This window comes from Mesorhizobium sp. 128a, assembly GCF_053848025.1.
Map to the genome: position 1 here is coordinate 221,048 of NZ_JBSPKY010000004.1, position 24,210 is coordinate 245,257.

27 protein-coding genes are annotated in these 24,210 nt (G+C 61.4%); 12 read left to right on the top strand and 15 right to left on the bottom strand.

Annotated elements, in window-relative coordinates; all coding sequences use genetic code 11:
- Nucleotides 1-95 precede the first annotated feature (95 nt).
- The 3 genes from ACWTU9_RS09830 to ACWTU9_RS09840 all read left to right on the top strand — a co-directional run bounded on the left by ACWTU9_RS09830 (nucleotide 96) and on the right by ACWTU9_RS09840 (nucleotide 3,903).
- Nucleotides 96-1,760, top strand: a complete 1,665-nt coding sequence (locus ACWTU9_RS09830) for an ABC transporter substrate-binding protein (RefSeq protein ID WP_455858112.1) — start codon at nucleotides 96-98, stop codon at nucleotides 1,758-1,760.
- Between the two features lie 94 nt (nucleotides 1,761-1,854).
- Nucleotides 1,855-2,976 carry a carbohydrate ABC transporter permease gene (locus ACWTU9_RS09835; protein ID WP_455858113.1) on the top strand — a complete coding sequence of 374 codons (1,122 nt, stop codon included), beginning with the start codon at nucleotides 1,855-1,857 and terminating at the stop codon, nucleotides 2,974-2,976.
- Nucleotides 2,977-2,985: 9 nt separating this feature from the next.
- Nucleotides 2,986-3,903, top strand: a complete 918-nt coding sequence (locus tag ACWTU9_RS09840) for a carbohydrate ABC transporter permease (RefSeq protein ID WP_112561378.1) — start codon at nucleotides 2,986-2,988, stop codon at nucleotides 3,901-3,903.
- A 31-nt stretch (nucleotides 3,904-3,934) separates the two neighbouring features.
- On the opposite strand, the gene ACWTU9_RS09845 is transcribed toward ACWTU9_RS09840, so the two are convergent.
- The 3 genes from ACWTU9_RS09845 to ACWTU9_RS09855 form a co-directional block, all read right to left on the bottom strand.
- Nucleotides 3,935-4,417, bottom strand: coding sequence for a hypothetical protein (locus ACWTU9_RS09845; protein WP_455858114.1), 483 nt, complete (start codon nucleotides 4,415-4,417; stop codon nucleotides 3,935-3,937).
- 76 nt (nucleotides 4,418-4,493) lie between these two features.
- A complete protein-coding gene (locus ACWTU9_RS09850) occupies nucleotides 4,494-5,237 on the bottom strand; it encodes a creatininase family protein (RefSeq protein ID WP_455858115.1) in 744 nt (247 codons plus the stop codon).
- Between the two features lie 5 nt (nucleotides 5,238-5,242).
- Nucleotides 5,243-5,788, bottom strand: a complete 546-nt coding sequence (locus ACWTU9_RS09855) for an SIS domain-containing protein (RefSeq protein WP_455858116.1) — start codon at nucleotides 5,786-5,788, stop codon at nucleotides 5,243-5,245.
- Between the two features lie 207 nt (nucleotides 5,789-5,995).
- On the opposite strand from ACWTU9_RS09855, the gene ACWTU9_RS09860 reads away from it, so the two are divergent.
- Nucleotides 5,996-7,018: an aldo/keto reductase gene (locus ACWTU9_RS09860; protein WP_455858117.1), complete on the top strand. Its 1,023-nt coding sequence runs from the start codon at nucleotides 5,996-5,998 to the stop codon at nucleotides 7,016-7,018.
- A gap of 107 nt (nucleotides 7,019-7,125) precedes the next feature.
- Here the strand turns inward: ACWTU9_RS09860 and ACWTU9_RS09865 are convergent, their stop codons facing one another.
- The 4 genes from ACWTU9_RS09865 to ACWTU9_RS09880 all read right to left on the bottom strand — a co-directional run bounded on the left by ACWTU9_RS09865 (nucleotide 7,126) and on the right by ACWTU9_RS09880 (nucleotide 12,481).
- Nucleotides 7,126-7,398 (bottom strand): HU family DNA-binding protein, encoded by a 273-nt coding sequence (locus ACWTU9_RS09865; RefSeq protein WP_112392385.1) that lies wholly within the window; start codon nucleotides 7,396-7,398, stop codon nucleotides 7,126-7,128.
- Nucleotides 7,399-7,596: 198 nt separating this feature from the next.
- Nucleotides 7,597-10,008, bottom strand: coding sequence for an endopeptidase La (lon, locus tag ACWTU9_RS09870; RefSeq protein ID WP_455858118.1), 2,412 nt, complete (start codon nucleotides 10,006-10,008; stop codon nucleotides 7,597-7,599).
- 275 nt (nucleotides 10,009-10,283) lie between these two features.
- On the bottom strand, nucleotides 10,284-11,558 hold the full coding sequence (gene clpX / locus ACWTU9_RS09875; protein WP_023682305.1) for an ATP-dependent Clp protease ATP-binding subunit ClpX: 1,275 nt from the start codon (nucleotides 11,556-11,558) through the stop codon (nucleotides 10,284-10,286).
- A gap of 293 nt (nucleotides 11,559-11,851) precedes the next feature.
- On the bottom strand, nucleotides 11,852-12,481 hold the full coding sequence (locus tag ACWTU9_RS09880) for an ATP-dependent Clp protease proteolytic subunit (RefSeq protein WP_454576101.1): 630 nt from the start codon (nucleotides 12,479-12,481) through the stop codon (nucleotides 11,852-11,854).
- Nucleotides 12,482-12,796: 315 nt separating this feature from the next.
- On the opposite strand from ACWTU9_RS09880, the gene ACWTU9_RS09885 reads away from it, so the two are divergent.
- Nucleotides 12,797-13,387 carry a hypothetical protein gene (locus tag ACWTU9_RS09885; protein WP_455858119.1) on the top strand — a complete coding sequence of 197 codons (591 nt, stop codon included), beginning with the start codon at nucleotides 12,797-12,799 and terminating at the stop codon, nucleotides 13,385-13,387.
- Between the two features lie 21 nt (nucleotides 13,388-13,408).
- On the opposite strand, the gene ACWTU9_RS09890 is transcribed toward ACWTU9_RS09885, so the two are convergent.
- Nucleotides 13,409-13,936 (bottom strand): SMI1/KNR4 family protein, encoded by a 528-nt coding sequence (locus ACWTU9_RS09890; protein WP_455858120.1) that lies wholly within the window; start codon nucleotides 13,934-13,936, stop codon nucleotides 13,409-13,411.
- An 88-nt stretch (nucleotides 13,937-14,024) separates the two neighbouring features.
- Here ACWTU9_RS09890 and ACWTU9_RS09895 point away from each other — a divergent pair, with 88 nt between their 5' ends.
- The 3 genes from ACWTU9_RS09895 to ACWTU9_RS09905 are packed head-to-tail and all read left to right on the top strand — an operon-like array spanning nucleotide 14,025 to nucleotide 17,081.
- On the top strand, nucleotides 14,025-15,269 hold the full coding sequence (locus ACWTU9_RS09895; protein ID WP_455858121.1) for a cytochrome P450: 1,245 nt from the start codon (nucleotides 14,025-14,027) through the stop codon (nucleotides 15,267-15,269).
- A 19-nt stretch (nucleotides 15,270-15,288) separates the two neighbouring features.
- A complete protein-coding gene (locus tag ACWTU9_RS09900) occupies nucleotides 15,289-16,350 on the top strand; it encodes a hypothetical protein (protein ID WP_455858122.1) in 1,062 nt (353 codons plus the stop codon).
- 23 nt (nucleotides 16,351-16,373) lie between these two features.
- The gene (locus ACWTU9_RS09905) at nucleotides 16,374-17,081 is read left to right on the top strand and encodes a transporter substrate-binding domain-containing protein (RefSeq protein ID WP_455858123.1); all 708 of its coding nucleotides are present in this window, start codon (nucleotides 16,374-16,376) and stop codon (nucleotides 17,079-17,081) included.
- An 8-nt stretch (nucleotides 17,082-17,089) separates the two neighbouring features.
- Here ACWTU9_RS09905 and ACWTU9_RS09910 read toward each other — a convergent pair whose 3' ends face one another.
- The 7 genes from ACWTU9_RS09910 to ACWTU9_RS09940 form a co-directional block, all read right to left on the bottom strand.
- Nucleotides 17,090-17,440: a cupin domain-containing protein gene (locus ACWTU9_RS09910; protein ID WP_455858124.1), complete on the bottom strand. Its 351-nt coding sequence runs from the start codon at nucleotides 17,438-17,440 to the stop codon at nucleotides 17,090-17,092.
- A 2-nt stretch (nucleotides 17,441-17,442) separates the two neighbouring features.
- The gene (locus ACWTU9_RS09915) at nucleotides 17,443-18,723 is read right to left on the bottom strand and encodes an O-acetylhomoserine aminocarboxypropyltransferase (protein ID WP_455858125.1); all 1,281 of its coding nucleotides are present in this window, start codon (nucleotides 18,721-18,723) and stop codon (nucleotides 17,443-17,445) included.
- Nucleotides 18,724-18,884: 161 nt separating this feature from the next.
- Nucleotides 18,885-19,406 (bottom strand): CoA-binding protein, encoded by a 522-nt coding sequence (locus tag ACWTU9_RS09920; RefSeq protein ID WP_455858126.1) that lies wholly within the window; start codon nucleotides 19,404-19,406, stop codon nucleotides 18,885-18,887.
- The gene (locus ACWTU9_RS09925; RefSeq protein WP_455858127.1) at nucleotides 19,403-20,164 is read right to left on the bottom strand and encodes a GNAT family N-acetyltransferase; all 762 of its coding nucleotides are present in this window, start codon (nucleotides 20,162-20,164) and stop codon (nucleotides 19,403-19,405) included. The genes ACWTU9_RS09920 and ACWTU9_RS09925 overlap by 4 nt, the downstream gene beginning before the upstream one ends.
- Complete coding sequence (locus ACWTU9_RS09930; RefSeq protein WP_455858128.1) at nucleotides 20,161-20,937, bottom strand: AAA family ATPase; 777 nt, start codon at nucleotides 20,935-20,937, stop codon at nucleotides 20,161-20,163. Before ACWTU9_RS09930 ends, ACWTU9_RS09925 begins: the two co-directional genes overlap by 4 nt.
- A gap of 9 nt (nucleotides 20,938-20,946) precedes the next feature.
- Entirely contained in the window at nucleotides 20,947-21,369 is a 423-nt protein-coding gene (locus ACWTU9_RS09935; protein WP_455858129.1) for a VOC family protein, read from the bottom strand.
- A 3-nt stretch (nucleotides 21,370-21,372) separates the two neighbouring features.
- A complete protein-coding gene (locus ACWTU9_RS09940; RefSeq protein ID WP_455858130.1) occupies nucleotides 21,373-22,194 on the bottom strand; it encodes an enoyl-CoA hydratase in 822 nt (273 codons plus the stop codon).
- A 152-nt stretch (nucleotides 22,195-22,346) separates the two neighbouring features.
- Here ACWTU9_RS09940 and ACWTU9_RS09945 point away from each other — a divergent pair, with 152 nt between their 5' ends.
- The 4 genes from ACWTU9_RS09945 (at nucleotide 22,347) to rplM (ending at nucleotide 24,209) form a co-directional block, all read left to right on the top strand.
- On the top strand, nucleotides 22,347-22,796 hold the full coding sequence (locus ACWTU9_RS09945; RefSeq protein WP_455858131.1) for a PaaI family thioesterase: 450 nt from the start codon (nucleotides 22,347-22,349) through the stop codon (nucleotides 22,794-22,796).
- A gap of 53 nt (nucleotides 22,797-22,849) precedes the next feature.
- Entirely contained in the window at nucleotides 22,850-23,041 is a 192-nt protein-coding gene (locus ACWTU9_RS09950; RefSeq protein ID WP_455858277.1) for a type II toxin-antitoxin system HicA family toxin, read from the top strand.
- Between the two features lie 18 nt (nucleotides 23,042-23,059).
- Nucleotides 23,060-23,458, top strand: a complete 399-nt coding sequence (locus ACWTU9_RS09955) for a type II toxin-antitoxin system HicB family antitoxin (protein WP_455858132.1) — start codon at nucleotides 23,060-23,062, stop codon at nucleotides 23,456-23,458.
- Between the two features lie 286 nt (nucleotides 23,459-23,744).
- Complete coding sequence (gene rplM / locus ACWTU9_RS09960; RefSeq protein ID WP_455858133.1) at nucleotides 23,745-24,209, top strand: 50S ribosomal protein L13; 465 nt, start codon at nucleotides 23,745-23,747, stop codon at nucleotides 24,207-24,209.
- The last annotated feature ends 1 nt before the right edge of the window (nucleotide 24,210 follow it).

Sequence of the window (24,210 nt, forward strand, 5' to 3'; positions counted from 1 at the left end):
GGTCCCACGTCCCCGTATGATAAAGGAGAACTGCCGACATTTCGGCGTCCTAGTGATTGGCATTTCAATTCACGACTGTGTTCTGGGAGGAATAGATGAGAGTCGGTCTGTACGAAAAACTCGTCCGCGCGGGTGCGACCCGGCGTGACATACTCAAAGGCGCGGCCTCGATGGCCGCACTCTCGGCGGCATCCGGCACCGGACTTGGCGCATTGACGCGCCCGGCCTTCGCCGCCGATGATCTGCGCGCGCAGATTCTGCAGGTCCCAGGCGTCGGCAAGGGTCAGCCGACAGACGCCGACTTCCAGAAGGTCGGCGAGATGTGCCTTGGCGCCACCAAGGCCAGTGTCAAGCAAGGCGAGTTCGCCGGCGTCGAACTCACCTTCATGGGTCTCAACAACCAGAACCTGCACAATGTGCTGTACCGCGGCTTCCTGAAGGCGTGGGAGGACTATACCGGAGCCAAGTTCACCTGGATCGATCTGGCACAGGCCGATTACGGCGCCCGTCTGCAACAGTCGATCGCCACCGGTACCGTCGACTTCGACGTTATCGAAATGGGTGCGCCGTTCGAAGGTGACGTTTGCGGCAAGGGGCTGGCCTCCGAGATGCCGGACTGGGTCAAGAAGCAAATCGAAATGGACGACCTAGTCAACTATCTCAAGCCGCCTGTCGGCACCTGGGACGGCAAGCAGTATCGGGTGACCGTCGACGGCGACGCGCACAACTTCAACTATCGCACCGATGTCTTCTCCGACAAGGGTCTTGCCGACGCCTGGAAAGCCGCCGGCAATGCAACGCCATGGGGCGTGCCGACCACCTGGCAGCAGGTGCAGGCCGTGACCAAATTCCTCAAGGGCCAGAAGTTCAACGGCCAGGACGTCTACGGTTATCTCGACGCGCCCAAGGCCTGGGGCGGTTTCGGCTTCTACTTCCTTGGCAGCCGCGCCACCGCTTATGCCAAGCATCCCGACGACAAGGCCTGGCTCTTCGACGCCGACACGATGAAGCCGCGCATCAACAATCCGGCCTGGGTGCGTGCCATCCAGGATGTGATCGACGCGCTGCCTTTCGAACCGGCCGACCAGATCAATGCCGATCCCAACACCACCGGCTTCAGCCAGTTCCTCGCTGGCACCGGCTCGATGATCCCGTGGTGGGGCGACATCGGCTCCAACGCCAAGACCAACGATTCCTCGGTCATCGGCGACACCGTCGGCTTCTCGATCCTGCCCGGCTCGGACGATGTCTATAATTCCAAGACCGGCAAATGGGACACGCTTGCGAGCGGCCCGAACTTTTCGCCGAACTGCGCCTATCTCGGCTGGGGCGTCTATGTGATGTCCCGCGTCGATAGCGACGAAAAGAAGAAGAAGGCGGCCTGGTCTGCCGCCGCCCATCTCGGCGGCAAGGACCTTTCGCTCTGGTGCGCGGCGTATCCGTCGGGCTTCCAGCCTTACCGCAACAGCCATTTCAACATTCCGGAATGGGTGGCGGCCGGCTACGACGAGGCGTTCATCACCTCGTACCTCAAGTCGGAGGCCGACAGCTACAACCATCCGAACGCAGCGATCGAGCCGCGCATCCCCGGCATCTTCCAGTATTACAGCGCCGCCGAGGATATTCTGGCCAACACCTTCGCCGGCAAGATGAAGGCGCAGGAAGGCGCCGACGCCATCGCCGCCGCCTGGGAGAAGCTGACCGACCAGCTTGGCCGCGAGAACCAGATCAAGCTCTACAAGGCCTCGCTTGGCGTGTAGGCTGATCGTATAGTGAACAAGGTCCGGCGGAAAAGCCGCCGGACCTGACCGGCCAGGCCGGTCGTAGGGACTTTCTTATGAATGGACGAGACGCGTGGCTGACCAGACCTTGCCCACCAATGCATGGCCGGCAAACGCCGTTCCATCCGATCTGATAGCTCCGGGCCGCAAGCGGCTCGGCCGGGCATTAATGGCCGTTGCGACGCTCGGTCTCTTGGCAAGCATCGCGGTCCAGATCCTGTACAAGACTGAAGTCGACGCCATTGGCTTCGAGACCTGGCGGCCGATCGTGTACGCCTACATGCTTTGGGGCGTGGCAATCGGCATCGGTCAGGTGCTGACGCGCGGCGAAGATGGCCAGCGCGCGTTGTTCCTGCTGCCAGCGCTCTTGTTCACCATCGCCATGGTGATCTTTCCGACGCTGTTCGGCTTCTACATCGCGCTGACCGACTGGAACCTCAGTTCCATCACGGGCCGGAAATTCAATGGACTCGACAATTTCTGGCAGATGCTGGCCGACCCGTACTACCGCAACGCGCTGTTCAACATGGTGCTCTACGTCCTCGCCGTGCTGGTCGAATATGCCATCGCCTTTGGCCTGGCGCTGCTGCTCAACGCGCAGATCCGGGCACGCAAATTCTTCCGCGTCGTCTTCCTGATGCCGTTGATGCTGTCGCCGGTCGCGGTGTCGTGGATGGTCGGCAAATCGATAATGGAATACCGGTTCGGGCCGGCAGCGACACTGGCGCGCTATCTCGGCTGGGAAAACCCGGCCTTCTTCTCCAACCCGATCACCGCCCGCATCTCGATCATGGTGCTCGATGCCTGGACCTTCATCCCGTTCATGATGATCATGCTGCTCGCCGGCCTGCAGGCAATGTCGCGCGAGGTGCTTGAGGCGGCGCGTGTCGATGGCGCCACGACCTGGCAGACCTTCTGGCAGGTCACCTTCCCGCTGATGCTGCCGGTCTCGGTGACGGCGGTGATCCTGCGCATCATCTTCAAGCTCAAGCTTGCCGACATCATCATCACCGTCACCTCGGGCGGCCCCGGCGGCGCCACGGATTCAGTGTCGAGCTTCATCTACCGCGAATACCGCGATCGTTCGAATGTCGGCTACGGCACCATGCTGGCGATGGCCTATCTCGTCATCATCGTCGTGTTCGTGACCTGGCTGTTGAAATTCGCCAACCGCTTCGTGCGCAATGTGAACTGACGGGGGAGCATGAGCGTCCAGACCACCGATTATGTCGCTTCGGAAATCCGCTCGCCGGTGGGCTTTTTGGCCAATCGTGTGTTCATCTATGGCGCGCTGGCGTTCTGGGCCTTCATCTGCCTGTTCCCGATCTACTGGACGATCTCGACCTCGTTCAAGACCGCCGTCGACGTCACCCAGGGCCATCTGATCCCGTTCGTCGACTTCCAGCCGGACTGGAAGGGCTGGCGCTCGCTCGGCCTGTCGCCGGACTCGATCTTCCGGACCTCGACGGTGCGCGACGAATTCCTCAAGCGCTTCATGAACTCGGTCATCACCTCCGTCGGCGCATCGAGCCTGGCCATCATCATCGGCAGCCTCGCCGCCTACGGGCTGACCCGCTATCGCTATCAGTTCGCCTGGTTCAAGAACGAGGACATCTCCTTCTTCTTCCTGTCGCAGCTGATCCTGCCGCCGGTGGTGCTGGCCCTGCCCTTCCTGGTGCTCTACCGCGAGGTCGGCCTGCTCGACACACGCATTGGGCTGATCCTGCTCTACACGCTGATGGTGCTGCCGATCGTCATCTGGATCATGCGCGACCAATTCAACTCGATTCCCGTCGAGCTCGAGGAGGCAGCGCTGGTCGACGGCCTGTCGATCTGGGGCGCCTTTTTCCGCATCGTCATGCCGATCGCGCTGCCGGGCATGGTCGCCGCCTTCATCCTGGCGATGGTGCTGTGCTGGAACGAGTATTTCTTCGCCGCGCTTTTGACCTCGACCGACGCCAAGACAATCCCGGTCATGGTCGCGAGCCAGACCGGCTCGCAAGGCATCAACTGGTGGTCTATGGCGGCACTCGCCACCGCCGCCATTGCGCCACTCGCGGTGATCGGGATTGCCTTGGAGCGCTATCTCATCATGGGCATGACGGCGGGCGCGGTAAAATAGGATCCAATACAGGGCAGCGCGGCAAGGCCGCTTATGTCCCCATGAGCACCGACTTTATCCGGTCGCGGAACATTTCCGCGGTCTTGGCGGTGTCGAAGTCCCGTGTCTCAAACCGTTCGCCCTTCACCGTCGTCAGGACGACCGTGTAAGTCGGACCTCCACTGTCCCAGTCGATTGTCCTCAGGCTGAAATCGGCTATGTCTCCCGGCAGCACATGATGCCTGCGCAGAAAGATCGGGTTGCGCAGCACGATGTCGATGCGCCCGCGGCGGACGATCCAGCGCACCGCCGGGCTGAAGATGGCTGCATAGACAAACGGGATGCCGACGGCATAGGCGCCGAGAATGATGAACAGAAAGAACGGGCTGGCGACGCTCAACGGCCAGACGCCGCGATAGAGCTCCCATGTCGGCATGATAAGGCAGAACAGGCCGGCAAGCCCGAAAAACAGGCGCTTGGCGACATGCATCGGAATGTCGTGCCGCAACCGCCCGTCCCTGCTGATCTCGTCCATGCCACGCCTCCAAGCCGACGATGGCGGCGGAAGGTGAAAAAGCCGTAACGACGCGAGCCTGAACGCGCGGCTGCGGTCAGGGTTTCAAAATGGCGCGCAGATGATCGAGGATCATGGCGACACCTTTTTGCCCGAGTTCGGCGGACGCCTCCGGCGCGCTTGCCGTGTACCAGCTTGTGTTGTCTGCGAAATGTCCGGCATCCACCGTTTCCGGGCACAACGCCAACATCAGGGAGGTCTCGCCTATGCCGGCATGGTCGAACGGGTACTTGCCGTTCATGGCCGCCGACATCAGCGGATGCACCTGCACCCAGTTGAAGAAATTCTCGCCGGCGGCGTGCCCGACATAATAGTCGGCCATCTCGTTCGAGCCCCACCAGCCCTCGCCGCGCTGCTTCTCCAGGAAGCGGAAGATCGCCTGGCGGCCGGCAGTCTTGAAGGCGAGATCGGTCGGCATCCCGGCCACAAAGTTCTCGGTCTGGTGGTGGATGATGGCGTGGATGTTGCGGAAGCCGACGCGCAGCAGGCTGTAGAACAGCTCCTCGCCAAACGGCGCCAGCTGATTGCCGCCGACCTGCACCGAACCGCTGCCTTCGGGTGCTGCCACCGCATAGCTCGCCGCGCCATAGTAGAAAGCCGGCAGGATGACGATTTCGCCCTCCTTCTCGTAGAGCTCCAGCGTCTTGATGACGGCCAGCGTGTCCATGCCGACGGCCATGTGCTCGCCGTGATATTCGAGCACGCCGAGCGGCAGGACGACCGGCCAGTTCTCGGCGATTGCCTTGCGGATCTGGTGCGGGAGCATCAATTCGTAGCGCATCGGACCTACTCCATGTTGGTGTGGCGGGCGCGCATGGCCACCGACGACTGGCCGGTCAGCTCCTTGAGCTTCAGCACCATCACCTCGAACAGCAGGAACAGCGCGCCTTCGAAGACCGAGCCCATCGGCAATACCGACGTCCTTTGCGGTCCCTGGTCGCGCGCCATGGTCTGCGCAGGGATAAGCAAGGTGAAGTCGGCAAGTGCGGTCGCACTGCCCGCAACCTCGGCGGTGAGCAGCAGCACTGTCGCGCCGGCCTGGCGGGCGACCTGCATCAAGGTGAGCACCGTCGTGGTCTCGCCCGGGCCGGAACTGACCAGGAAGACGTCGCCCGGGCCAACAGGCGGCGTGTTCATGTCGCCGACCACCGACACGTCGAGCCCGAGGTGATAGAGCCGCATGGCGAGGCCCTTGAGTTGCAAGGCTTCGCGGCCGCAGCCATAGACGACGATCTTTTGCGCGCGGGCAAGCATTTGGCAGGCGGTGTCGATGCCGGTTTCGTCGACGAGCGCCAGCACGACGCCCAGCTCTTTCAGGGCGGTCGCAAACATATCCGAGCCGGCATCCATCATCGGGGCCTCATCTGTCTGCCAGGGTTGTGGCCGGGGATTTCCGGTTGCGCAACTGCGGCGAAAGGCTTGTTTTTGTTCATGCTATCACCGCGAAAATGCGTGTCCAACGACGGCCGCGGCTTTTGCTGAGCAAGCGGCGTGATAGTGTCATGTCAGACAAATCAAACCCAGGAAATCTTAAGCGACATGAAGACACGGCATTTCGACCGCATCGGCAATGGCGGCCTCGACTTCACCGAGCTTGGCTTCGGCAGCGCGCCGCTCGGCAACCTCTATCGCGCCGTCCCCGACGAGGATGCCAATGCGACGCTGGAGGCCGCGTGGGCGACCGGCTGCCGCTACTACGACACGGCGCCGCTCTATGGCCTAGGCCTCGCGGAAACCCGGCTCAATGCCTTCCTGCGCGGCAAAAGCCGAGACGATTATGTACTGTCGAGCAAGGTCGGCCGCCTGCTGCGCGCCTGCCCGCCGGAGGAGCGAACCGGCATCGGCAAGTTCTTCGACACACCTACGCGCCGCGAGGTCTACGACTACAGCTATGACGGCGTCATGCGCTCGTTCGAGGCCTCGCTGGAGCGCCTGGGCGTCGACCGCATCGACATTCTCTTTGTTCATGACCTCGACATCTTCACCCATGGCAGCAAGCAAGTGTCAGACCAGCGTATCGAGGAGTTCATGGCCTCGGGCTACAACGGACTGCTGGCGCTGCGCGACCAAGGCGTGATCAAGGCCTTCGGCGGCGGCATCAACGAATGGGAGGTTTGCCAGATGCTGGCGGAGCGCGGCGATTTCGACCTGTTCCTGCTGGCCGGGCGCTACACGCTGCTGGAGCAGGAGGCGCTTGCCACCTTCCTGCCGCTCTGTGAGAAGCGCGGCATCGGCATTGTGCTCGGCGGCCCCTACAATTCCGGCATACTGGCGACCGGGCCGAAGCCAGGCGCCTATTACAATTACTCCGAGGCGCCACAGGACATCATGGATCGCGTCGGGCGCATCGAGGCGGTCTGCAAGCGCCATGGCGTGCAGTTGATCGAGGCGGCGCTGCAGTTCCCGCTCCTGCACCCCTCCGTGGTGTCGGTCATCCCGGGCGGTCAGCGGCCAGGCGAGGTGGAAAGCAACCGTGCGCTGCTCGATGCAAAGCTGCCGGCAGCGCTATGGGCGGATCTCAAGCAGGAAGGTCTGATGCGCGCCGATGCTCCGGTGGGCTGAAGGCTCGCCTCAGCGGGCTGGCGGCCTGCACGCCTCCCCTAATCGCAGGGCAAAAGAAAAGCCGGGCGAGCCCGGCTTTTCAACATTCTCTGAAAAGAAAAATGGTCTTAGTTGACCGCGTCCTTGAGGCCCTTGCCGGCCGAGAACTTCGGCACGGTACGCGCCGGAATCTTCACTTCCGCGCCAGTCTGTGGGTTGCGGCCAGTCGACGCCGCGCGCTTGGAGACGGTGAAATTTCCGAAGCCGACGAGCCGTACATCGCCGCCCTTCTTCAGTTCGCCAGTGATGACGGAGAACACCGCATCGACCGCCGACTGTGCGTCACCCTTCGAAATGCTCGCGGATTCAGCGACAGCGGAAACCAGTTCGTTCTTGTTCATAAAAATTCCCTTCCATGAGAAAAACCGGAACTCTTCGACTCATCCGGCAGGAAAGGGACTGTAGAAAGAAGCGTTCCCGCAACCAAGTCGAAAAGCGGGAAAAAAGTTCGAAAAAGCCCGGAAAAGCTGGGTTTTTCACATGAAAAAGCCGGGCGCAGGGCCCGGCTCTCTCTTTGTGCACTGCAACTTTAGCTAAAACTAATGTGCAAGCGACTTTCCAGCATCGTCAACGGTATCGGCCGCAGCCGGCGGATTGACCGGCTCGACCCACTCGATCGGCTCCGGCATACGCACCAGCGCATGCCTCAGAACCTCGCCAACGCGTGAGACCGGAATGATCTCCATGCCGTTCTTCACATTGTCCGGAATCTCCGCCAGATCCTTGGCGTTGTCTTCCGGGATCAGCACCTTCTTGATGCCGCCGCGCAGTGCGGCGAGCAGCTTTTCCTTGAGGCCGCCGATCGGCAAGATGCGGCCGCGAAGCGTTATCTCGCCGGTCATCGCCACATCAGCCCTGACCGGGATACCCGTCAGCACCGATATGATTGCCGTGGCCATGGCTGCACCCGCAGACGGGCCATCCTTCGGCGTAGCGCCTTCCGGCAAGTGGACGTGGATGTCGCGCTTGTCGAACAAAGGCGGCTCGATGCCGAAATCGATGGCCCGCGAGCGGACATAAGACGCCGCCGCCGAGATCGATTCCTTCATCACGTCGCGCAGATTGCCGGTCACCGTCATGCGGCCCTTGCCGGGCATCATGACGCCTTCGACCGTCAGCAGCTCGCCACCGACTTCCGTCCAGGCAAGACCGGTCACGACACCGACCTGATCGTCAGCCTCGACCTGACCGAAGCGGTAACGCTGAACACCCAGATAGTCGGCGAGGTTCGCCGCCGTGATACTCACCGTCTTCTTCTTCGTCTTCAGGATCTCGGTCACCGCCTTGCGCCCGAGCTTCATCAGCTCGCGCTCCAGGCTTCTGACGCCCGCTTCGCGGGTGTAGGTCTGGATGATGCCGCGGATCGCGTCCTCACTGACCGAAAATTCCTTCGGCTGCAGCGCGTGGTCGCGGACCACCTTGGGCATCAAATGCCGCTTGGCGATCTCGATCTTCTCGTCCTCGGTGTAGCCGGCGATACGGATGATCTCCATGCGGTCCATCAAGGGCGCAGGGATGTTCAGCGTGTTCGCCGTCGTCACGAACATCACGCTCGACAGGTCGTATTCGACCTCGAGGTAATGGTCCATGAACGTCGAGTTCTGCTCGGGATCGAGCACCTCGAGCAGAGCCGATGACGGATCGCCGCGGAAGTCCTGGCCCATCTTGTCGATTTCGTCGAGCAGGAAGAGCGGGTTGGACTTCTTGGCCTTCTTCATCGACTGGATGACCTTGCCGGGCATCGAACCGATATAGGTGCGGCGGTGACCACGGATCTCGGCCTCGTCACGCACGCCGCCCAGCGCCATGCGGATGAATTCGCGACCGGTCGCCTTGGCGATCGACTTGCCGAGCGAGGTCTTGCCGACGCCGGGAGGGCCGACGAGACACAGGATCGGCCCCTTCAGCTTCTTCTGGCGGCTTTGCACGGCGAGATACTCGACGATGCGGTCCTTGACCTTGTCGAGGCCGAAATGATCGGTGTCGAGCACGTTCTGCGCAAACGCCAGGTCCTGCTTGACCTTGGAGTTCTTGCCCCACGGGATCGACAGGATCCAGTCGAGATAGTTGCGCACGACGGTCGATTCAGCCGACATCGGCGACATCGTCCGCAGCTTCTTCAGTTCGGCTTCCGCCTTTTCGCGGGCTTCCTTGGAGAGCTTGGTCTTCTTGATGCGCGCCTCGATCTCGGCGGCCTCGTCGCGGCCGTCCTCGCCTTCGCCGAGCTCCTTCTGGATCGCCTTCATCTGCTCGTTGAGGTAGTATTCGCGCTGCGTCTTCTCCATCTGGCGCTTGACGCGCGAGCGGATGCGCTTCTCCACCTGCAGGACGGAGATTTCGGCTTCCATGAAGCCCATCGCCTTTTCCAGCCGCTCCTTGACGGAAAGCGTGGCCAGCATCTCCTGCTTTTCAGGGATCTTGATGGCGAGGTGCGAAGCAACCGTATCGGCGAGCTTGGAATAGTCGTCGATCTGGCTGGCAGCGCCCACCACTTCGGGCGAGATCTTCTTGTTCAGCTTGACGTAGTTTTCGAAGTCGGTGACGACCGAACGCGCGAGCGCCTCGACTTCAACCTCTTCCTCCTCCGGCTCGACCAGCGCGGCAGCGCGGGCTTCGTGGAAGTCCGGACGGTCGGTGAACGAGACGATTTTTGCGCGCGAAGCGCCTTCGACCAGTACCTTGACGGTGCCGTCGGGCAGCTTCAGCAATTGCAGCACATTGGCGAGCGTGCCGATGTCGAAGATGGCATCGGGCTCGGGATCGTCATCGGCGGCATTCATCTGGGTGGCAAGCAGGATCTGCTTTTCCTGACCCATAACCTCTTCCAGCGCCTTGATCGACTTTTCACGCCCGACAAAGAGCGGAACGATCATGTGCGGGAACACCACGATGTCGCGCAGTGGGAGGACTGCGAAGACGCCGTCGCTGGGAGCCTTGGATATTTTGGCCATTGTCCAACCTTTCATGTCGCGGCCGCTAATTTTAGCCAACCGCGAATCTCATATTAACGACCGTGGGTCGTTCCGCCTACCACCGTTTGTGACGGGAGTTTTACAGCACAGAATTCGGCACCACGGCCTTCCAGTGTTAGTTGGATGCACGAGGGGCAAAGATCAAGGGTTAACACGGTCCGTTCATCCACTCCGGCGCAAGGCTTGGTACCTCACCACAGCAAAACGGCGCCCAGGGGGCGCCGTTCCATAAAAAGGTTGGGCCAGATGCCATATCAGGCGCTGACATTGCCCTTCTTTTCCTTCTGCTCGGAATAGATATAGAGCGGCCGGGCGCTGCCGGTCACCACCTCTTCCGAAATCACCACTTCGCGCACGCCTTCCAGAGCGGGCAGTTCGAACATGGTGTCGAGCAGGATCGCTTCCATGATCGAGCGCAGGCCGCGGGCGCCGGTCTTGCGCTCGATGGCGCGCTTGGCGATCGCCGAAAGCGCATTCTCGTGGAAGGTCAGGTCGACACTCTCCATCTCGAACAGCCGCTGATATTGCTTGACCAGCGCGTTCTTCGGCTCGGTCAGGATCTGGATCAGCGCCGGTTCGTCGAGGTCTTCCAGCGTCGCCAGGACAGGCAGACGGCCGACAAACTCGGGAATGAGGCCGAATTTCAAGAGATCCTCGGGCTCGACCAGGCGGAACACGTCGCCGGTGCGACGATCCTCGGGCGAAGCGACGATGGCGCCGAAGCCGATGGACGTCTTCCTGCCGCGATCCGAGATGATCTTGTCCAGCCCGGCGAAGGCGCCGCCGCAGATGAACAGGATGTTGGCAGTGTCGACCTGCAGGAATTCCTGCTGCGGATGCTTCCTGCCGCCCTGCGGCGGCACGGAGGCGACGGTGCCTTCCATGATCTTCAGCAGCGCCTGCTGCACGCCCTCGCCCGACACGTCGCGGGTGATCGAGGGGTTGTCCGACTTGCGCGAAATCTTGTCGATTTCGTCGATGTAGACGATGCCGCGCTGGGCGCGCTCGACATTGTAGTCGGCCGACTGCAGCAGCTTCAGGATGATGTTTTCGACGTCCTCGCCGACATAACCGGCTTCGGTCAGGGTCGTTGCGTCGGCCATGGTGAAGGGCACGTCGATGATGCGGGCCAGCGTCTGGGCCAGCAGCGTCTTGCCGCAGCCGGTCGGGCCGATCAGCAGGATGTTGGACTTCGCCAGTTCGACGTCATTGTTCTTGCCGGCATGCGCCAGGCGCTTGTAGTGATTGTGCACGGCCACCGACAGCACGCGCTTGGCGTAGGGCTGGCCGATGACATAGTCGTCCAGGACCTTCAGGATCTCCTGCGGGGTCGGCACGCCCTCGCGCGACTTCACCATCGAGGTCTTGTTCTCCTCGCGGATGATGTCCATGCAGAGCTCGACGCACTCGTCGCAGATGAACACCGTTGGACCGGCGATCAGCTTGCGCACTTCGTGCTGGCTTTTGCCGCAAAACGAGCAATAAAGCGTGTTCTTGGAATCACCGCTGTTGTTGCCGACTTTGCTCATCTTCCTGTCCTTTCATCGCCGCCGCCGATGGTCTGGCTGACAGGGCGCATATTCTATCTATCGCGGGAATTCGCCGCCGCCAGTGTCCCGGCTCCCGCAACGCAATCCGTACGAAACACAAATCAGAAAACGTAGCAATGATTCGCGCCAACCCCGCACAAAGCTAAGCCGTCGAAAATCAACATAGCATTAACGTAGGCAATCCCATCCGCCGAGGGAACAGCCAATTGTGGCCGAAATGCCGCAAATCCCATCAAAAGCGCCTTATCTCGCCATCCAACTGCCATGCAGCCTTATGCGGCAGCGCCTTCGACCGGCTCGCGCGACGAAATGACCTTGTCGATGAGGCCGAAATCCCTGGCTTCGTCGGCGGTCATGAAATGGTCGCGGTCAAGAGTCCGTTCGATCTCCTCGTAGCTCTTGCCGGTGTGCTTGACATAAACCTCGTTGAGGCGGCGCTTCAGCTTGACGATGTCCATGGCGTGACGCTCGATGTCGGATGCCTGGCCCTGGAAGCCGCCGGAAGGCTGGTGAACCATGATGCGGGCGTTCGGCGTGGCAAAGCGCATGTCCTTGTGGCCGGCGGTCAGAAGCAGCGAGCCCATCGAGGCCGCCTGGCCGATGCACAGCGTCGACACGGCCGGCTTGATGAACTGCATGGTGTCGTAGATCGCCATGCCCGACGTCACCACGCCACCCGGCGAGTTGATGTAGAGGTTGATCTCTTTCTTCGGGTTCTCGGCCTCGAGGAACAAAAGCTGTGCACAAACCAGCGTCGCCATGCCGTCTTCGACCGGGCCGGTGATGAAAATGATGCGCTCTTTCAGGAGGCGCGAGAAAATGTCGTAAGCCCGCTCGCCGCGATTGGTCTGCTCGACCACCATCGGAACGAGGTTCATGTAGGTTTCGACGGGGTTCTTCATGGACTATCCCTTTTTGGAGATGGGATTCCGGCGCCGGGAACGTTAATCGGGCAGAATCGGTTCTGGAAGGTCAGGATGTAAATAGGATGCCGGCTCACCCTAGTGCAAGGCCGCCTTCTCCTAGCCATCTGGTTAAGTCGAATCAAGGTTTCCGCGCAAGGGGAAGCCCGAACGCGGCCGGCCCATGTTTTCGGGTGTAGCAATTCCTTAACCGCATCGCTTAACGAAATGCGGCGAAACCGCTTTCCCCTGCAGAACCATACCCTACAATTCAACGTTGAACCTGCGTTTTCGCGTTCAAACAGAGGGAGTGCCATGATCAGGAAAACAGCTTCCTTGGCCATTGCCGGCCTTGCCGGTCTCGGCATGGTGTCCGAAGCGGTCGCCGGCGGCCGCGCCGTCGAATGTTATGAGCCGGTGCACAGGCCGGCGCTCTATGACACCGTCTATGAAGACGTCATGGTCAGCCCAGGCGGGCAGTTGGTCGACTACGACCCACCGATCTACGGCACTATGGCGCGCGTCGAGCAGATCGCGCCGCCTCGCGTCACCTATGAGGTCGTGCCGGCCAGAACCCGCACGGTCCACCGTACGGTCCAGGTCGACAATGGCGGCTATGCGTGGGAATGGCGCGTCATCCACGGCCGCAAGGTGTTGTGCAAGGTCTGGCGCAAGGCTCGCTATGCGCGTGTCGCAGAAACGGTAGAGATTGAGCCTGCGCGTACCCGCCAGGTCGTGCTGCCGGCCGAATATGAGAGCGTCGCCCATGAAGTGCTGGTGCGGCCCGAACAGCGGCACGTCACCGAGATTGCCCCGTCATACCAAAGGGTGGCGCGCCGGGTCGTGGTGCAGGAAGGCTCGACCAGCTGGCGCCGCGTGCATATTGCGAGGCACTGCCAGGATTAGAGTTCGGGACTTCGTCGAGGGCTATTGAGGAGCTGACTTCGCGTTGGCCGCCATGACAACGTTGTTCCAGAACCGCACATATTCAAAATGCTGGTCGCGCGTCAGCCAGACCCTGTTGGCCGGATCGACCGGGTCTCCGCCAAGCAAGACCGGATTAAGTTCCGCAAGTTGCATTCCGGTGTGGGAGCTATTGACGTGCAGGGGCTTCAGCGTTCTGCGCCAATCGCCAAAATCCTCTGCAACATCAATTGCAAGTTCCCAACTCATGCCGACGAATGGAATGAGAACCACGGGCATGACCGGGGAGCGCATGTCAAATCCATAGGCCTCCGCACTGCCGTCGGAGCCAAACAGAAGCAGTCCAGGCGCAAGCGTCTGAGCGCGGTATTCGCTGTTGAACGGCACCAATTGCTCCGCGCCCCAGGTAACGACAAGGTCTTCACCGCAAAGCCATTCGCCTCCGTCACCATGATTGAGAAAATCAACGTAAGACGAGGGAAGCGACCGTTTTAGCCTAGCGAGTGACGTCTCCGCTGAAATGTCCGGCATAGTACCTGTCAGGTGGTTCAATTTTTTGATGCAGCCAAGGCCAACATACGGTCTGGCATTCCGCTAGCAAGCCGCGCTAGTGATCGGCATGACCGATTTGCCACCTTATCTCACCTTCGATCCCGCCAACCGCCGCCTGCGGCTCGATCCGCATGAGCCGGCGTTTTTCCAGAACCCTTATGACGCCTACGCCTTCCTGCATGGCGCCTCGAACGCCTTCTTCTGGGAGGAATTCGGCTTCTGGTGTTTTGGCGGCTTCGACGAGGTCAACCGGCTGCTGCGCGACCGCCGCTTCGGCCGGCAGAGCCCGACCGGCGTGCCAGACAGGCGCGGCGTCGGCATGGACCGCTCGCATCTCAGCGCCTTCGACGGTATCGAGACGAATTCGATGCTGGAGCTGGAACCACCCGTGCACACCAGGCTGCGGACGCTGGTCAACCGCGCCTTCGTCTCGCGCCAGGTCGAACGGCTGAGGCCGCGGGTCGAAGCGCTGGCCAATGAGCTTATCGACCGCTTCGAACCGGACCAGGTCGATCTGCTCCCTGCCTTCGCCTCGCCCTTGCCGATCACCATCATTGCCGAAATGCTTGGCGTGCCGGTGGAGATGGGGCCGCAGCTGCTCGACTGGTCGCACCAGATGGTTGCCATGTACATGCACAGCCGCACGCGCGAGATCGAGGAAACGGCCAATCGTGCCGCGCGTGATTTTTCCGACTTTTTGCGCGGCTATGTCACTGAGAGGCGCAAGCAACCCGGCGACGATCTTTTGTCTTTGCTGATCGCGGCGCAGGAGGATGGCCAGAGGCTCTCCGAAGATGAGCTGGTGTCGTCCGCCATCCTGTTGCTCAATGCCGGCCACGAAGCAACGGTGCACCAGACCGGCAATGCCGTGCGCACGCTGCTGGCGCAAGGCGGCGATCCCGGCCGCTTCTTCACCTCGCCGGAGGCTACCGCGGCCACGGTCGAGGAATGCCTGCGTTTCGATGCGCCGCTGCACATGTTCACCCGCTATGCCTATCAGGAGATCGAGGTGACGCCGGGGGTTGTCGTACAACCAGGCGAGACGATCGGCCTGCTGCTCGGCATGGCCAACCATGACCCCGTCGCCTTTGCCGAACCCGGCGCCTTCCGGCCCGGCCGCGCCGACCAGAAGAACGTCTCGTTCGGCGCCGGCATCCATTTCTGCATCGGTGCGCCGCTGGCGCGGCTGGAATTGCAGGTGTCGCCGAAAACCCTGTTCGAGCGGCGGCCGCAACTCCATCTTGCGGAGGAGCCGCGCTTTCGCGACACTTACCACTTCCATGGGCTGGAAAGGCTCGCCGTCGGGTTCTGACGCGAGGCTGGGGTGCTAAATGAGACTGTTTTCGACTTGGGCGACAGCGTTCGCCCTCGCTTTGCTGTGTGCCGGCGTCTGCGGCGCGGCCGCCCAGCAGCAGCCTGACAACATCCCCTGGGAAAACTCGATGGCCATTGCCAAAAATATGGCGGTCAGTCTGCTTGACCAGCAGACCGGTGTGAAGGGCTTGCCGCTGACGTCCTTCGCCATCGACGTCGATCTCAATCTCGATGGTTTTCCCGAAATCTTCGCCTATCGCTATCAGCCGGGCTGCGATGGCACGACTTGCGGCAATTTCCTGTTCGTGCTGGAAGGCGACAGCTACCGCGAGGTGCTGGGCGACATACCCGGCGCCCGGCTGGTGCCGCAGGACAAGATCAGCCTTAGCACCTTCAAGCGAAACCGCTATTTCGACATCCAGTCCGACCAGCTGACGATCGGCTGGGACGGCGAACGCTACGCCGACAATTCGACGCTGCCCACCACATCGCTGAACGGCGATGCCTTCATTGCCGCCTGCGAGACATCAAGGACCAGTGAGCCGCCGGAGGATGGCGAAGCCAAGCGCTCGGCAACCGATTGCCAATGCCAGTTCTACCGATTCCAGGCGGTGGGCTTCTCGCAGGCCGATCTCGACCTTTACGTGGCGTCACTCGGCAAGAATTTCGTCTATCCCAGCGGCGACAAGGAGCCCGCCTGGCAAGCGCTTTCAGGCAATGCCTCCGACGTCGTAATCGGCTGCGAGGTTGCCAGCGGCGGAAGCCAGTGGCCGCAGGCCTATATGAACCATGGCGACCAGCCACCGCAAAAGCTCGACTTCGATGCTTTTCTCGACGCCTGTCCGGCCAGGGATTTCGTCCTGGGCAATCGCAAGGTCGGGACGCCCGACCGGGCGCTCGGCCTGTGCGGCTGCCTTGCCCGCGAAATGCCGACACAAGGGATAACGCAAGCGGGGCTCGACCTCGTGACGCGCTACTACCGCGACGAAATATCGGATAGCGATGCCGAGACCGAAGATGCGCTGGCGATGCATGACAAGGCGTCGGAAGCCTGTCTCAGCGGATTTCCGGCAATATAGGATTGCGGGAATAGGTGACGGAAATGAAATTCGCCTTCCTGGAAGAGCCGCCATTCTGCTTTACGAGTGCATCGGGCGAGGTTTCGGGGTGTGACGTCGAGCTTGCGCGCAAAGTCGTCGCCATGCTGGGACTGGCGCGCTTAATACCGCTCGGGACCGAATTCGCCGACTTGCTGCCCGGGTTGGTCGAAGACCGCTGGACCATGACCACCGGCCTGTTCGTCTCGGATGAACGCAAGCACCTTGTCGACTTCACCCGGCCAATCTGGGCATTGGCAGACGGACTGCTGGTCGCGAAGGGGAACCCGCGCGGCTTTTTCGGCTATCGGTCGATCGCGCAGGATCCAACCGCCTTGCTCGGCGTCATCACCGGCCAGGTCCAACATGCCACTGCTTTGCAGAACGGAATTTCGCCCGAGCAAATCAGACTGTTCGCGACACAGGCCGATGCCGCGAAAGCCATCGCCGACGGAATCGTGCATGCCTATGCCAGCGTGGCCATGGCGCACCGGGGCTATCTGACCAGACGGCCGGATATGGCGGTTGGCCTTGTCGAGGTGCCCTCCGTTGAAAAGCAGCCATCGGCTGGCGCCTTCGCAATAGCCAAAGACAATTCTGCCCTTCTACGGAGCATCAATGCCTGTCTCGGTGAATTGCTCGGCAGTGATTGGCACCGGCAGATGATGACGCGCTATGGATTCGCGGATAGCGATATCGACCGTATCATCTGACCCGGCGCCTACAGCTTGATCACATACTCCTTGCGAGTCGTTTCAAGCACTTCCCAACTGCCCTTGAAGCCGGGCCTGAGCACGAAACTGTCGCCGGCGCGCACCGTGAGCGCCTCGCCGCCGTCCTCAGCTATCACTGAAACGCCGGACAGGATGTGGCAGAACTCCCATTCGTCATAGACGATGCGCCATTTACCCGGTGTCGCTTCCCAGATGCCGGCGTAAAGGCCGCCGTCGCGCTCCTCGACATTCCAGGTGCGGAATTTCGGATCGCCCGCAATCAGGCGATCCGGCGCCGGCGCGCCATGCTCGGCGTCGACGCTGTTGACGCCGATGGATAGGAATTTTGGTTCGGCCATGATCAGACCTTGGCCAGAGCCTGTTCGAGATCGGCGACGATGTCGTTGACATCCTCGATGCCGATGGAGAGCCGCACCGTGTCCGGTCCCGCGCCGGCCTTGACCTTCTGCTCGTCGGAGAGCTGGCGATGCGTGGTCGATGCCGGGTGGATGACCAGCGACTTGGTGTCGCCGACATTGGCCAGATGCGAGAACAGTTCGAGCGCCTCGACGAATTTGACGCCCGCCTCATAGCCACCCTTCAGGCCGAAGGTGAACACGGCGCCCGCTCCCTGCGGCGAGTATTTCTTCTGCAGCGCATTGTTCATGTCAGAGGGCAGGCCGGGATAATTCACCCAGGCGACCTTGGGGTGGTTGGACAGCCAGCCGGCGACGGTGACCGCATTGTCGCAATGGCGCTGCATCCTGAGCGGCAAGGTTTCCAGACCGGTGAGGATCAGAAAGGCGTTGAAGGGCGAGATCGCCGGGCCGAGATCGCGCAGGCCGAGCACGCGGGCGGCGATGGCGAAAGCGAAATTGCCGAAGGTTTCGTGCAGCACGAGGCCGCCATATTCGGGGCGCGGCTCCGACAGCATCGGGTATTTGCCCGATTTCGACCAGTCGAAAGTACCGCCATCGACAATGGCGCCGCCGATCGAATTGCCGTGGCCACCGATGAATTTCGTCAGCGAATGGACGACGATGTCGGCGCCGTGCTCAATCGGCCGCACCAGATAGGGCGAGGCCAGCGTGTTGTCGACGATCAGCGGCAGGCCGTGCTTGCGGGCGATGTCGCCAATCTTCTCGATGTCGACGAAGGTGCCGCCCGGATTGGCCAGGCTCTCGATGAAGATCGCCTTGGTCTTGTCGTCGATCTGGCTCTCGAAGGTCGAGATGTCGTTGGTGTCTGCCCAGCGGACCTCCCAGCCATAATTCTTGAAGGCATGGCCGAACTGGTTGATGGAGCCGCCATAAAGCCTTGTCGCGGCGACGAAATTATCGCCGGGCCGCATGAGATTGTGGAACACGATCACCTGCGCGGCATGGCCGGAAGCGACGGCGAGCGCGGCGGTGCCGCCTTCAAGCGCTGCGATCCGCTCCTCAAGCACCGCCTGGGTCGGGTTCATGATGCGGGTGTAGATGTTGCCGAACGCCTTCAGCCCAAACAGCGAGGCGGCATGGTCGGCATCGTCGAAGACGAAGGAGGTGGTCTGGTAGATCGGCGTGGCGCGTGCGCCTGTCGCCGCGTCGGGCTTGGCGCCGGCATGGACGGCGAGCGTGTTGAAACCTGGCGTACGGGTCATCTAAACCTCCCTCTCCTGAAACCTTTTGATATCGCCGGGCATTCTTGGCGAAGCCGGTTGTTGAATGCAAAGAAGAAAATACCTTTCGGCAGGCGATCCGGGACGAACGCCTCGGAATATCCGTTTCTTCCCGGAAAAATATTGCGCCGAGGGCTGGCCGTTTACTTTTGGCGCACGCCAAAACTCTGGAAGCCCTGGCGCATAAGCGGCTTCTTCGACGACAGGACGCCGGAGTTGACGCCGGTCCAGCCGATCTCGCCGGACAGCTTGCCGTATTCAATCTTCGGGCAGCGGTTCATCACCACCTTGATGCCGGCCGCTTCGGCTCGCGCGGCTGCCCCGTCATGGCGCACGCCAAGCTGCATCCATAGCACTTTTGGCAAAGGGGTCATCTTCAGCACCTCATCGACAATGCCAGGCACCGCTGCGGAGGCCCGGAAAATGTCGACCATGTCGACCGGCTCCGGCAGATGGGCAAGGCTGGCATAGGTCATGCGACCGAGGATCGCCTTGCCGGCCTGCCCGGGATTGATCGGGAACACCAAAAAGCCCTTGGCCAGCAGATATTTCAGCACGAAAAAGCTCGGCCTGACGTCGTTGGCCGACGCACCGACCATGGCGATGGTCTTCACAGAATTGAGGATGCCGCCGATATAGGCATTGTCGTAGGCGTCGTGGTTCATGCGGCAATCGCCTTCCTGCGGTAGTGATAGCGGTAAAGTTCACGGCTGAAGCCGAGCGAGGCATAGAGCGCGCGACCTGGCGTGTTGTCGGCGACGACCTGCAGGCAGGCCGCCGAAGCCCCTGCCCGCCGCGCCCAACCGATCAAACTGCCGACCGCCCTGCGGCCCAGGCCTTGCTGCCGAAACCGGGTGTCAGTCTCGACCGACTCCACCACAAGCAGTCCATCGCGGAGGACGCCATAGGCCAAAGCGACAATTTCGCTGTCGTGCTCGCAGGACACGAACGCCTTGTCGCCGACGATCCGCCCAGGCATCTCGCGAAAGACGCGGCGATCGGTGTCGTCATAGGCACCCATGCGGAACCGCGCCGCGAACCAGTCGTCATGAGGCGTCGGCGAAACGGTGACGTGCTCGTCACTTATGTCAGCCAGTTCGTCGATCGCGCCATAGAGATGGATGGTCCCGCCTTCGAAGGCGTAGCCGTGGCGGTCGAGAAGCGCGTCCATCTCGGCAGCGATGTCGGTAACCCGAAACAGCGGCGTCTGGCCGTGGACGGCATAGAATGCCTCGGCGACGTCAAGCACTCTCTCGGGCGCACCGCGCTTGCTGCGCAAGGGATTGACCGAGTTGCTGCGCCGGACCCGGCCGCCGGAGCGTCTTAGAAGCCAGCCGTCGACAACCGTCTCGATAGCCGCCGGCCATGCTTCGCGGCAAGCCTGTTCGCTCCGCCAATTGAGATCATCGTCGCCCATCGTCATTCGTCGTCTTCCCGCAGCGCCTCTTCCATAAACGCCTGCGGGTCGGTGCAGAAGTCGCGCATCATGCGAAAATGATCGGTATCGCTGAAATCGGTCGGGTCGAGGCCGAAGCGGCTGATGCGAAACAGCCGCGCACCGGGACAAGCCATCAGCAACGGCGAATGCGTGGCCATGATCACTTGCGCCGTGCCCGACTGGTCCATGCGCCGCAGCATCTTCAGCAGCTCGATCTGCCGCGACGGCGACAGCGCGCTTTCGGGCTCGTCGAGGATGTAGATGCCTTGCCGGCGGCAGCGCTCCTCGAAAAAGCGGATGAACCCCTCGCCATGCGACCAGGACAGGAAATCGGGCGGCGTCCCGCCGGATTCGCGCGCCGCCTCGTCGAGGTAGCGGGCGACCGAATAGAAGGATTCGGCGCGGAAGAACCAGCCGGCGGTAACCTTCGGCAGCCAGTGGCAGCGAAAAGCATCCGCCAGCCCGCCGCCGCTTTTGTCAATGGCACGAGAATGGTCGACGGGCATGTAACCCTTGCCGCCGCCGGCCTCGTCGTAACCGGCCAGCGCCCCGATCGCTTCGAGCAGCGTCGATTTGCCGGTGCCGTTCTCGCCGACGATGATGGTGATCGGCGCGGTGAATTCCAGTTCGAACTCACGGGCACGAAACAGCGGCAGGTTCCAGGGATATTTCTCCCAGTCCTCGACCTTTGCGGGATCGAGCAGGATGCGCTTGAGATAAGGCGCCTTCAGCCGCGTCAGTTGCTTGCGATAGGCCATGCGGACCGATCAGCCCGGCAGCGAGATGGTGCCGTCATCCGCGATCGGAAAGGCCGGATTGTGCGCGACTTCCCAGACATGGCCGTCGGCATCGGCGAAATAACCGTACCAGCCGCCCCAGAAGGCGCGCCCGGCCGGCTTGACGATTTTGCCGCCGGCCTTCTCGGCGGCGGCAAGCACCGCGTCGACCTCGGCGTCGGAGCGGGTGTTGTAGGCGAGGTAGACCGCCGACGGCGCCCTGGAGAAGGTGATGCCTGAATCTTCTTCGGCGCTTTCACGCGGAAACAGGCCTAGAATGGCGCCGCCCATCTGGAAGAAGGCGACACCGTCGGTGATGCCGGCATGACGCTTGAGGCCCATGCCCTCATAAAAGCGCACGGCGCGGTCGAGATCGTCGGTGGCGATGGTGATGATGGAAATGCGCGGTTCCATGATCTAGTCGTCCGTCCATTCCGGCTTGCGCTTGCCGATGAAGGCGCCGATGCCCTCCTCGGCGTCGCGCGCCAGCATGTTCTCGACCATGGTGCGGCCGGTATAGGCATAGGCGTCGGCCAAGCCCATCTCGGCCTGCGCGTAGAAGGCTTCCTTGCCCGTCTTGACCACCAAAGATGATTTGGAAGCAATGGTTTGCGCGTATTTGGTGACGATCTGATTCAGGTATTCACGCGGCACGACGCGGTTGACCAGGCCGAACTCCTTGGCGGTTGCCGCGTCGATGGTCTCGCCGGTCAGAAGCATTTCCATGGCGTGCTTGCGCGAGACGTTGCGCGACAGCGCCACCATCGGTGTCGAACAGAACAGGCCGATGTTGACGCCCGGCGTGCAGAAGGTGGCCTCATGCGAGGCAATGGCGAGATCACAGCTGGCGACCAGCTGCAGCCCTGCGGCGGTGGCGAGACCATCGACTTCAGCGATTATCGGGAGAGGATGGCGAACGATTGCCTGCATCAACGCCGCGCAGGCCGAAAATGTCTGCTCGAAGAACGCCTTGCCCTTATCCGCATCGGCGCGGCGCGCGGTCATTTCCTTGAGGTCATGGCCGGCACAGAAAACCTTTCCGGCCGCTGCCAGGACGATGACACGAACGGATTTGTTGGCCTTGGCCTGATCGAGTTCGGCACTCAGCGCCGCCATAACGGAAAGCGACAATGCATTGGCGGGCGGGTTGGCGAGCGTCAGGCGCAGCACGCCCTTGTCCAGCCTTGCGATGACCGGCCCATCCATGGCAGCAGGTTTGATGGCAAGGATTTCGGCCATGACAAGGTCTCCGCGATTCCGCTGGCGCCGACAGACTATCTAATATCGGATCGGGTTTCATCAACACCCATCGCTTGCGCCAGAAGGGTGAAGGTGTTGCCAGAAACGCGCCATTGCGGTCATACAGGCCCGAAATAGAACGAGAGACCGATATGCCCGCCCAGGACAATTTCAAGCCGGTGCTGACGGCAGCCGAAGTCAATGCGCTGATGGCCAGCGTGTACCCGCAGCTCAACGACGAATTCGCGTCGTACGAGGCGCTGGACGTTTTCCCTGGCGGCTGTACTGTGCGGCTCAACGCCAACGAACGGCATCTGCGCCCCGGTGGCACGGTGTCCGGCCCCTGCCTGTTCACTCTGGCCGACATTGGCGGCTATGTCTGCGTGCTCAGCCACGCCGGACCGGATGCCCTATCGGTGACCACCAATCTCAACATCAATTTCATGCGCAAGGCCGAGGCCGGGCCGATCGATGGCCATTGCCGCATCCTGAAACTCGGCAAGAGCCTGATGGTGTTCGATATCGACATTGTTGCCGGACCGGAGGGGCACACGGTAGCCCATGCCACGGGCACCTATTCGATCCCGCCGAAGCGGACGTGATGTTGAGTTTCAGAAGAGATGTGTATATATATGCGCATAGGTGGTGACCTTTGCTGGAACGTGACAGCCGCAAGATCGTAAAGCGCCTCAAGGATGAAGGTTTCGAGCTGATTTCGGTGCGAGGCTCGCATCACAAGTTCCGCAAGGGTCCGATTGTGTTGATTGTTCCCCATCCCGAGAAGGATCTGCCAACCGGCACCGCTCGTGCAATCGCCAAGCAGGCAGGCTGGGTAAGAACGGTTTGAAGTTTACCGGAGATATCCATGAAGAACTACTTCGCGTTGGTCGACAAAGACCCCGACAGCGCATTTGGCATCCGCTTTCCTGATATTCCTGGCTGTTTTTCGGCTGCGGACGAAGCAGAGGATATCGTGCCGAATGCGGTTGAAGCGCTACAACTATGGGCGGAAGATATGCCCGTTCCTGAACCGTCGAGTCACGAGGCGATCCTTGCGCTTCCCGACATACGCAATGCACTTGCTGAAGGCGGCTATCTGGTCTCGGTGCCCCTCATCGACAATGACAGTGCGGTCGTGAGAGCGAATGTCACTTTTGAGCGCGGTGTGTTGCGGGCAATTGATGCGGCAGCGCGCGAACGGGGCATCACGCGATCGGCATTTCTCTCCAGTGCTGCCCGCAAGGAAATCGAGTCCAAGCACTAGAACTGCCTGAACTGCCCGGTGCAAGCGGAAATGGCGCGAGACTTTATGTGGTAAAATAATACCTTTTTACCAAGCCTTTGATTCTATTGCACTTAATGCGCTTGCAGACTTTTCCTTCGCCTTGACGCACTCACTCCCCTCGCCTATAAGCCCTCCCGAAGCAGCGGCCCGCAAAGGCCGCCGTTTTGTTATTGGCGGCGGGCAAGCGCCTTGTCACCAATCCAAGCAACAAAAAAACGCTTTCTCCATCGTTCGGGGAAGGTCCAAACCGAAAGTGACAAAATCCATGGCAACCTTTTCGCAGAAGCCTGCGGATGTGGTGAAGAAGTGGGTGCTGATCGACGCCGAGGGTCTCGTCGTCGGCCGTCTCGCCACTGTCATCGCCAATCATCTTCGCGGCAAGCACAAGCCCACCTTCACCCCTCATGTCGACGATGGTGACAATGTCATCGTTATCAATGCCGACAAGGTGGTGTTCACCGGCAAGAAATTCACCGACAAGGTCTATTACTGGCACACCGGCCACCCCGGCGGCATCAAGGAGCGCACCGCGCGCCAGCTGCTCGAGGGCCGTTTCCCCGAGCGTGTCGTCGAGAAGGCTGTTGAGCGCATGGTCCCGCGTGGCCCACTCGGCCGTCGCCAGATGAAGAACCTGCGCGTCTATGCAGGCGCAGAGCATCCGCACGTCGCCCAGCAGCCCGAAGTCCTCGACGTGGCCAAGCTGAATTCCAAGAACAAGAAGGTCGCATAAG

What these genes read in the sequence shown, in the direction of transcription:
- ACWTU9_RS09880 (WP_454576101.1), bottom strand. Translation starts at nt 12,481, where the DNA reads ATGAAGAACCCCGTCGAAACCTACATGAACCTCGTTCCGATGGTGGTC.
- ACWTU9_RS09860 (WP_455858117.1), top strand. Translation starts at nt 5,996, where the DNA reads ATGAAGACACGGCATTTCGACCGCATCGGCAATGGCGGCCTCGACTTC.
- ACWTU9_RS09935 (WP_455858129.1), bottom strand. Translation starts at nt 21,369, where the DNA reads ATGGAACCGCGCATTTCCATCATCACCATCGCCACCGACGATCTCGAC.
- ACWTU9_RS09930 (WP_455858128.1), bottom strand. Translation starts at nt 20,937, where the DNA reads ATGGCCTATCGCAAGCAACTGACGCGGCTGAAGGCGCCTTATCTCAAG.
- rplM (WP_455858133.1), top strand. Translation starts at nt 23,745, where the DNA reads ATGGCAACCTTTTCGCAGAAGCCTGCGGATGTGGTGAAGAAGTGGGTG.
- ACWTU9_RS09850 (WP_455858115.1), bottom strand. Translation starts at nt 5,237, where the DNA reads ATGCGCTACGAATTGATGCTCCCGCACCAGATCCGCAAGGCAATCGCC.
- ACWTU9_RS09855 (WP_455858116.1), bottom strand. Translation starts at nt 5,788, where the DNA reads ATGTTTGCGACCGCCCTGAAAGAGCTGGGCGTCGTGCTGGCGCTCGTC.
- ACWTU9_RS09845 (WP_455858114.1), bottom strand. Translation starts at nt 4,417, where the DNA reads ATGGACGAGATCAGCAGGGACGGGCGGTTGCGGCACGACATTCCGATG.
- ACWTU9_RS09925 (WP_455858127.1), bottom strand. Translation starts at nt 20,164, where the DNA reads ATGACGATGGGCGACGATGATCTCAATTGGCGGAGCGAACAGGCTTGC.
- ACWTU9_RS09865 (WP_112392385.1), bottom strand. Translation starts at nt 7,398, where the DNA reads ATGAACAAGAACGAACTGGTTTCCGCTGTCGCTGAATCCGCGAGCATT.
- ACWTU9_RS09895 (WP_455858121.1), top strand. Translation starts at nt 14,025, where the DNA reads ATGACCGATTTGCCACCTTATCTCACCTTCGATCCCGCCAACCGCCGC.
- ACWTU9_RS09915 (WP_455858125.1), bottom strand. Translation starts at nt 18,723, where the DNA reads ATGACCCGTACGCCAGGTTTCAACACGCTCGCCGTCCATGCCGGCGCC.
- ACWTU9_RS09910 (WP_455858124.1), bottom strand. Translation starts at nt 17,440, where the DNA reads ATGGCCGAACCAAAATTCCTATCCATCGGCGTCAACAGCGTCGACGCC.
- ACWTU9_RS09830 (WP_455858112.1), top strand. Translation starts at nt 96, where the DNA reads ATGAGAGTCGGTCTGTACGAAAAACTCGTCCGCGCGGGTGCGACCCGG.
- ACWTU9_RS09920 (WP_455858126.1), bottom strand. Translation starts at nt 19,406, where the DNA reads ATGAACCACGACGCCTACGACAATGCCTATATCGGCGGCATCCTCAAT.
- ACWTU9_RS09900 (WP_455858122.1), top strand. Translation starts at nt 15,289, where the DNA reads ATGAGACTGTTTTCGACTTGGGCGACAGCGTTCGCCCTCGCTTTGCTG.
- ACWTU9_RS09840 (WP_112561378.1), top strand. Translation starts at nt 2,986, where the DNA reads ATGAGCGTCCAGACCACCGATTATGTCGCTTCGGAAATCCGCTCGCCG.
- ACWTU9_RS09945 (WP_455858131.1), top strand. Translation starts at nt 22,347, where the DNA reads ATGCCCGCCCAGGACAATTTCAAGCCGGTGCTGACGGCAGCCGAAGTC.
- lon (WP_455858118.1), bottom strand. Translation starts at nt 10,008, where the DNA reads ATGGCCAAAATATCCAAGGCTCCCAGCGACGGCGTCTTCGCAGTCCTC.
- ACWTU9_RS09955 (WP_455858132.1), top strand. Translation starts at nt 23,060, where the DNA reads ATGAAGAACTACTTCGCGTTGGTCGACAAAGACCCCGACAGCGCATTT.
- ACWTU9_RS09940 (WP_455858130.1), bottom strand. Translation starts at nt 22,194, where the DNA reads ATGGCCGAAATCCTTGCCATCAAACCTGCTGCCATGGATGGGCCGGTC.
- ACWTU9_RS09885 (WP_455858119.1), top strand. Translation starts at nt 12,797, where the DNA reads ATGATCAGGAAAACAGCTTCCTTGGCCATTGCCGGCCTTGCCGGTCTC.
- ACWTU9_RS09890 (WP_455858120.1), bottom strand. Translation starts at nt 13,936, where the DNA reads ATGCCGGACATTTCAGCGGAGACGTCACTCGCTAGGCTAAAACGGTCG.
- ACWTU9_RS09905 (WP_455858123.1), top strand. Translation starts at nt 16,374, where the DNA reads ATGAAATTCGCCTTCCTGGAAGAGCCGCCATTCTGCTTTACGAGTGCA.
- clpX (WP_023682305.1), bottom strand. Translation starts at nt 11,558, where the DNA reads ATGAGCAAAGTCGGCAACAACAGCGGTGATTCCAAGAACACGCTTTAT.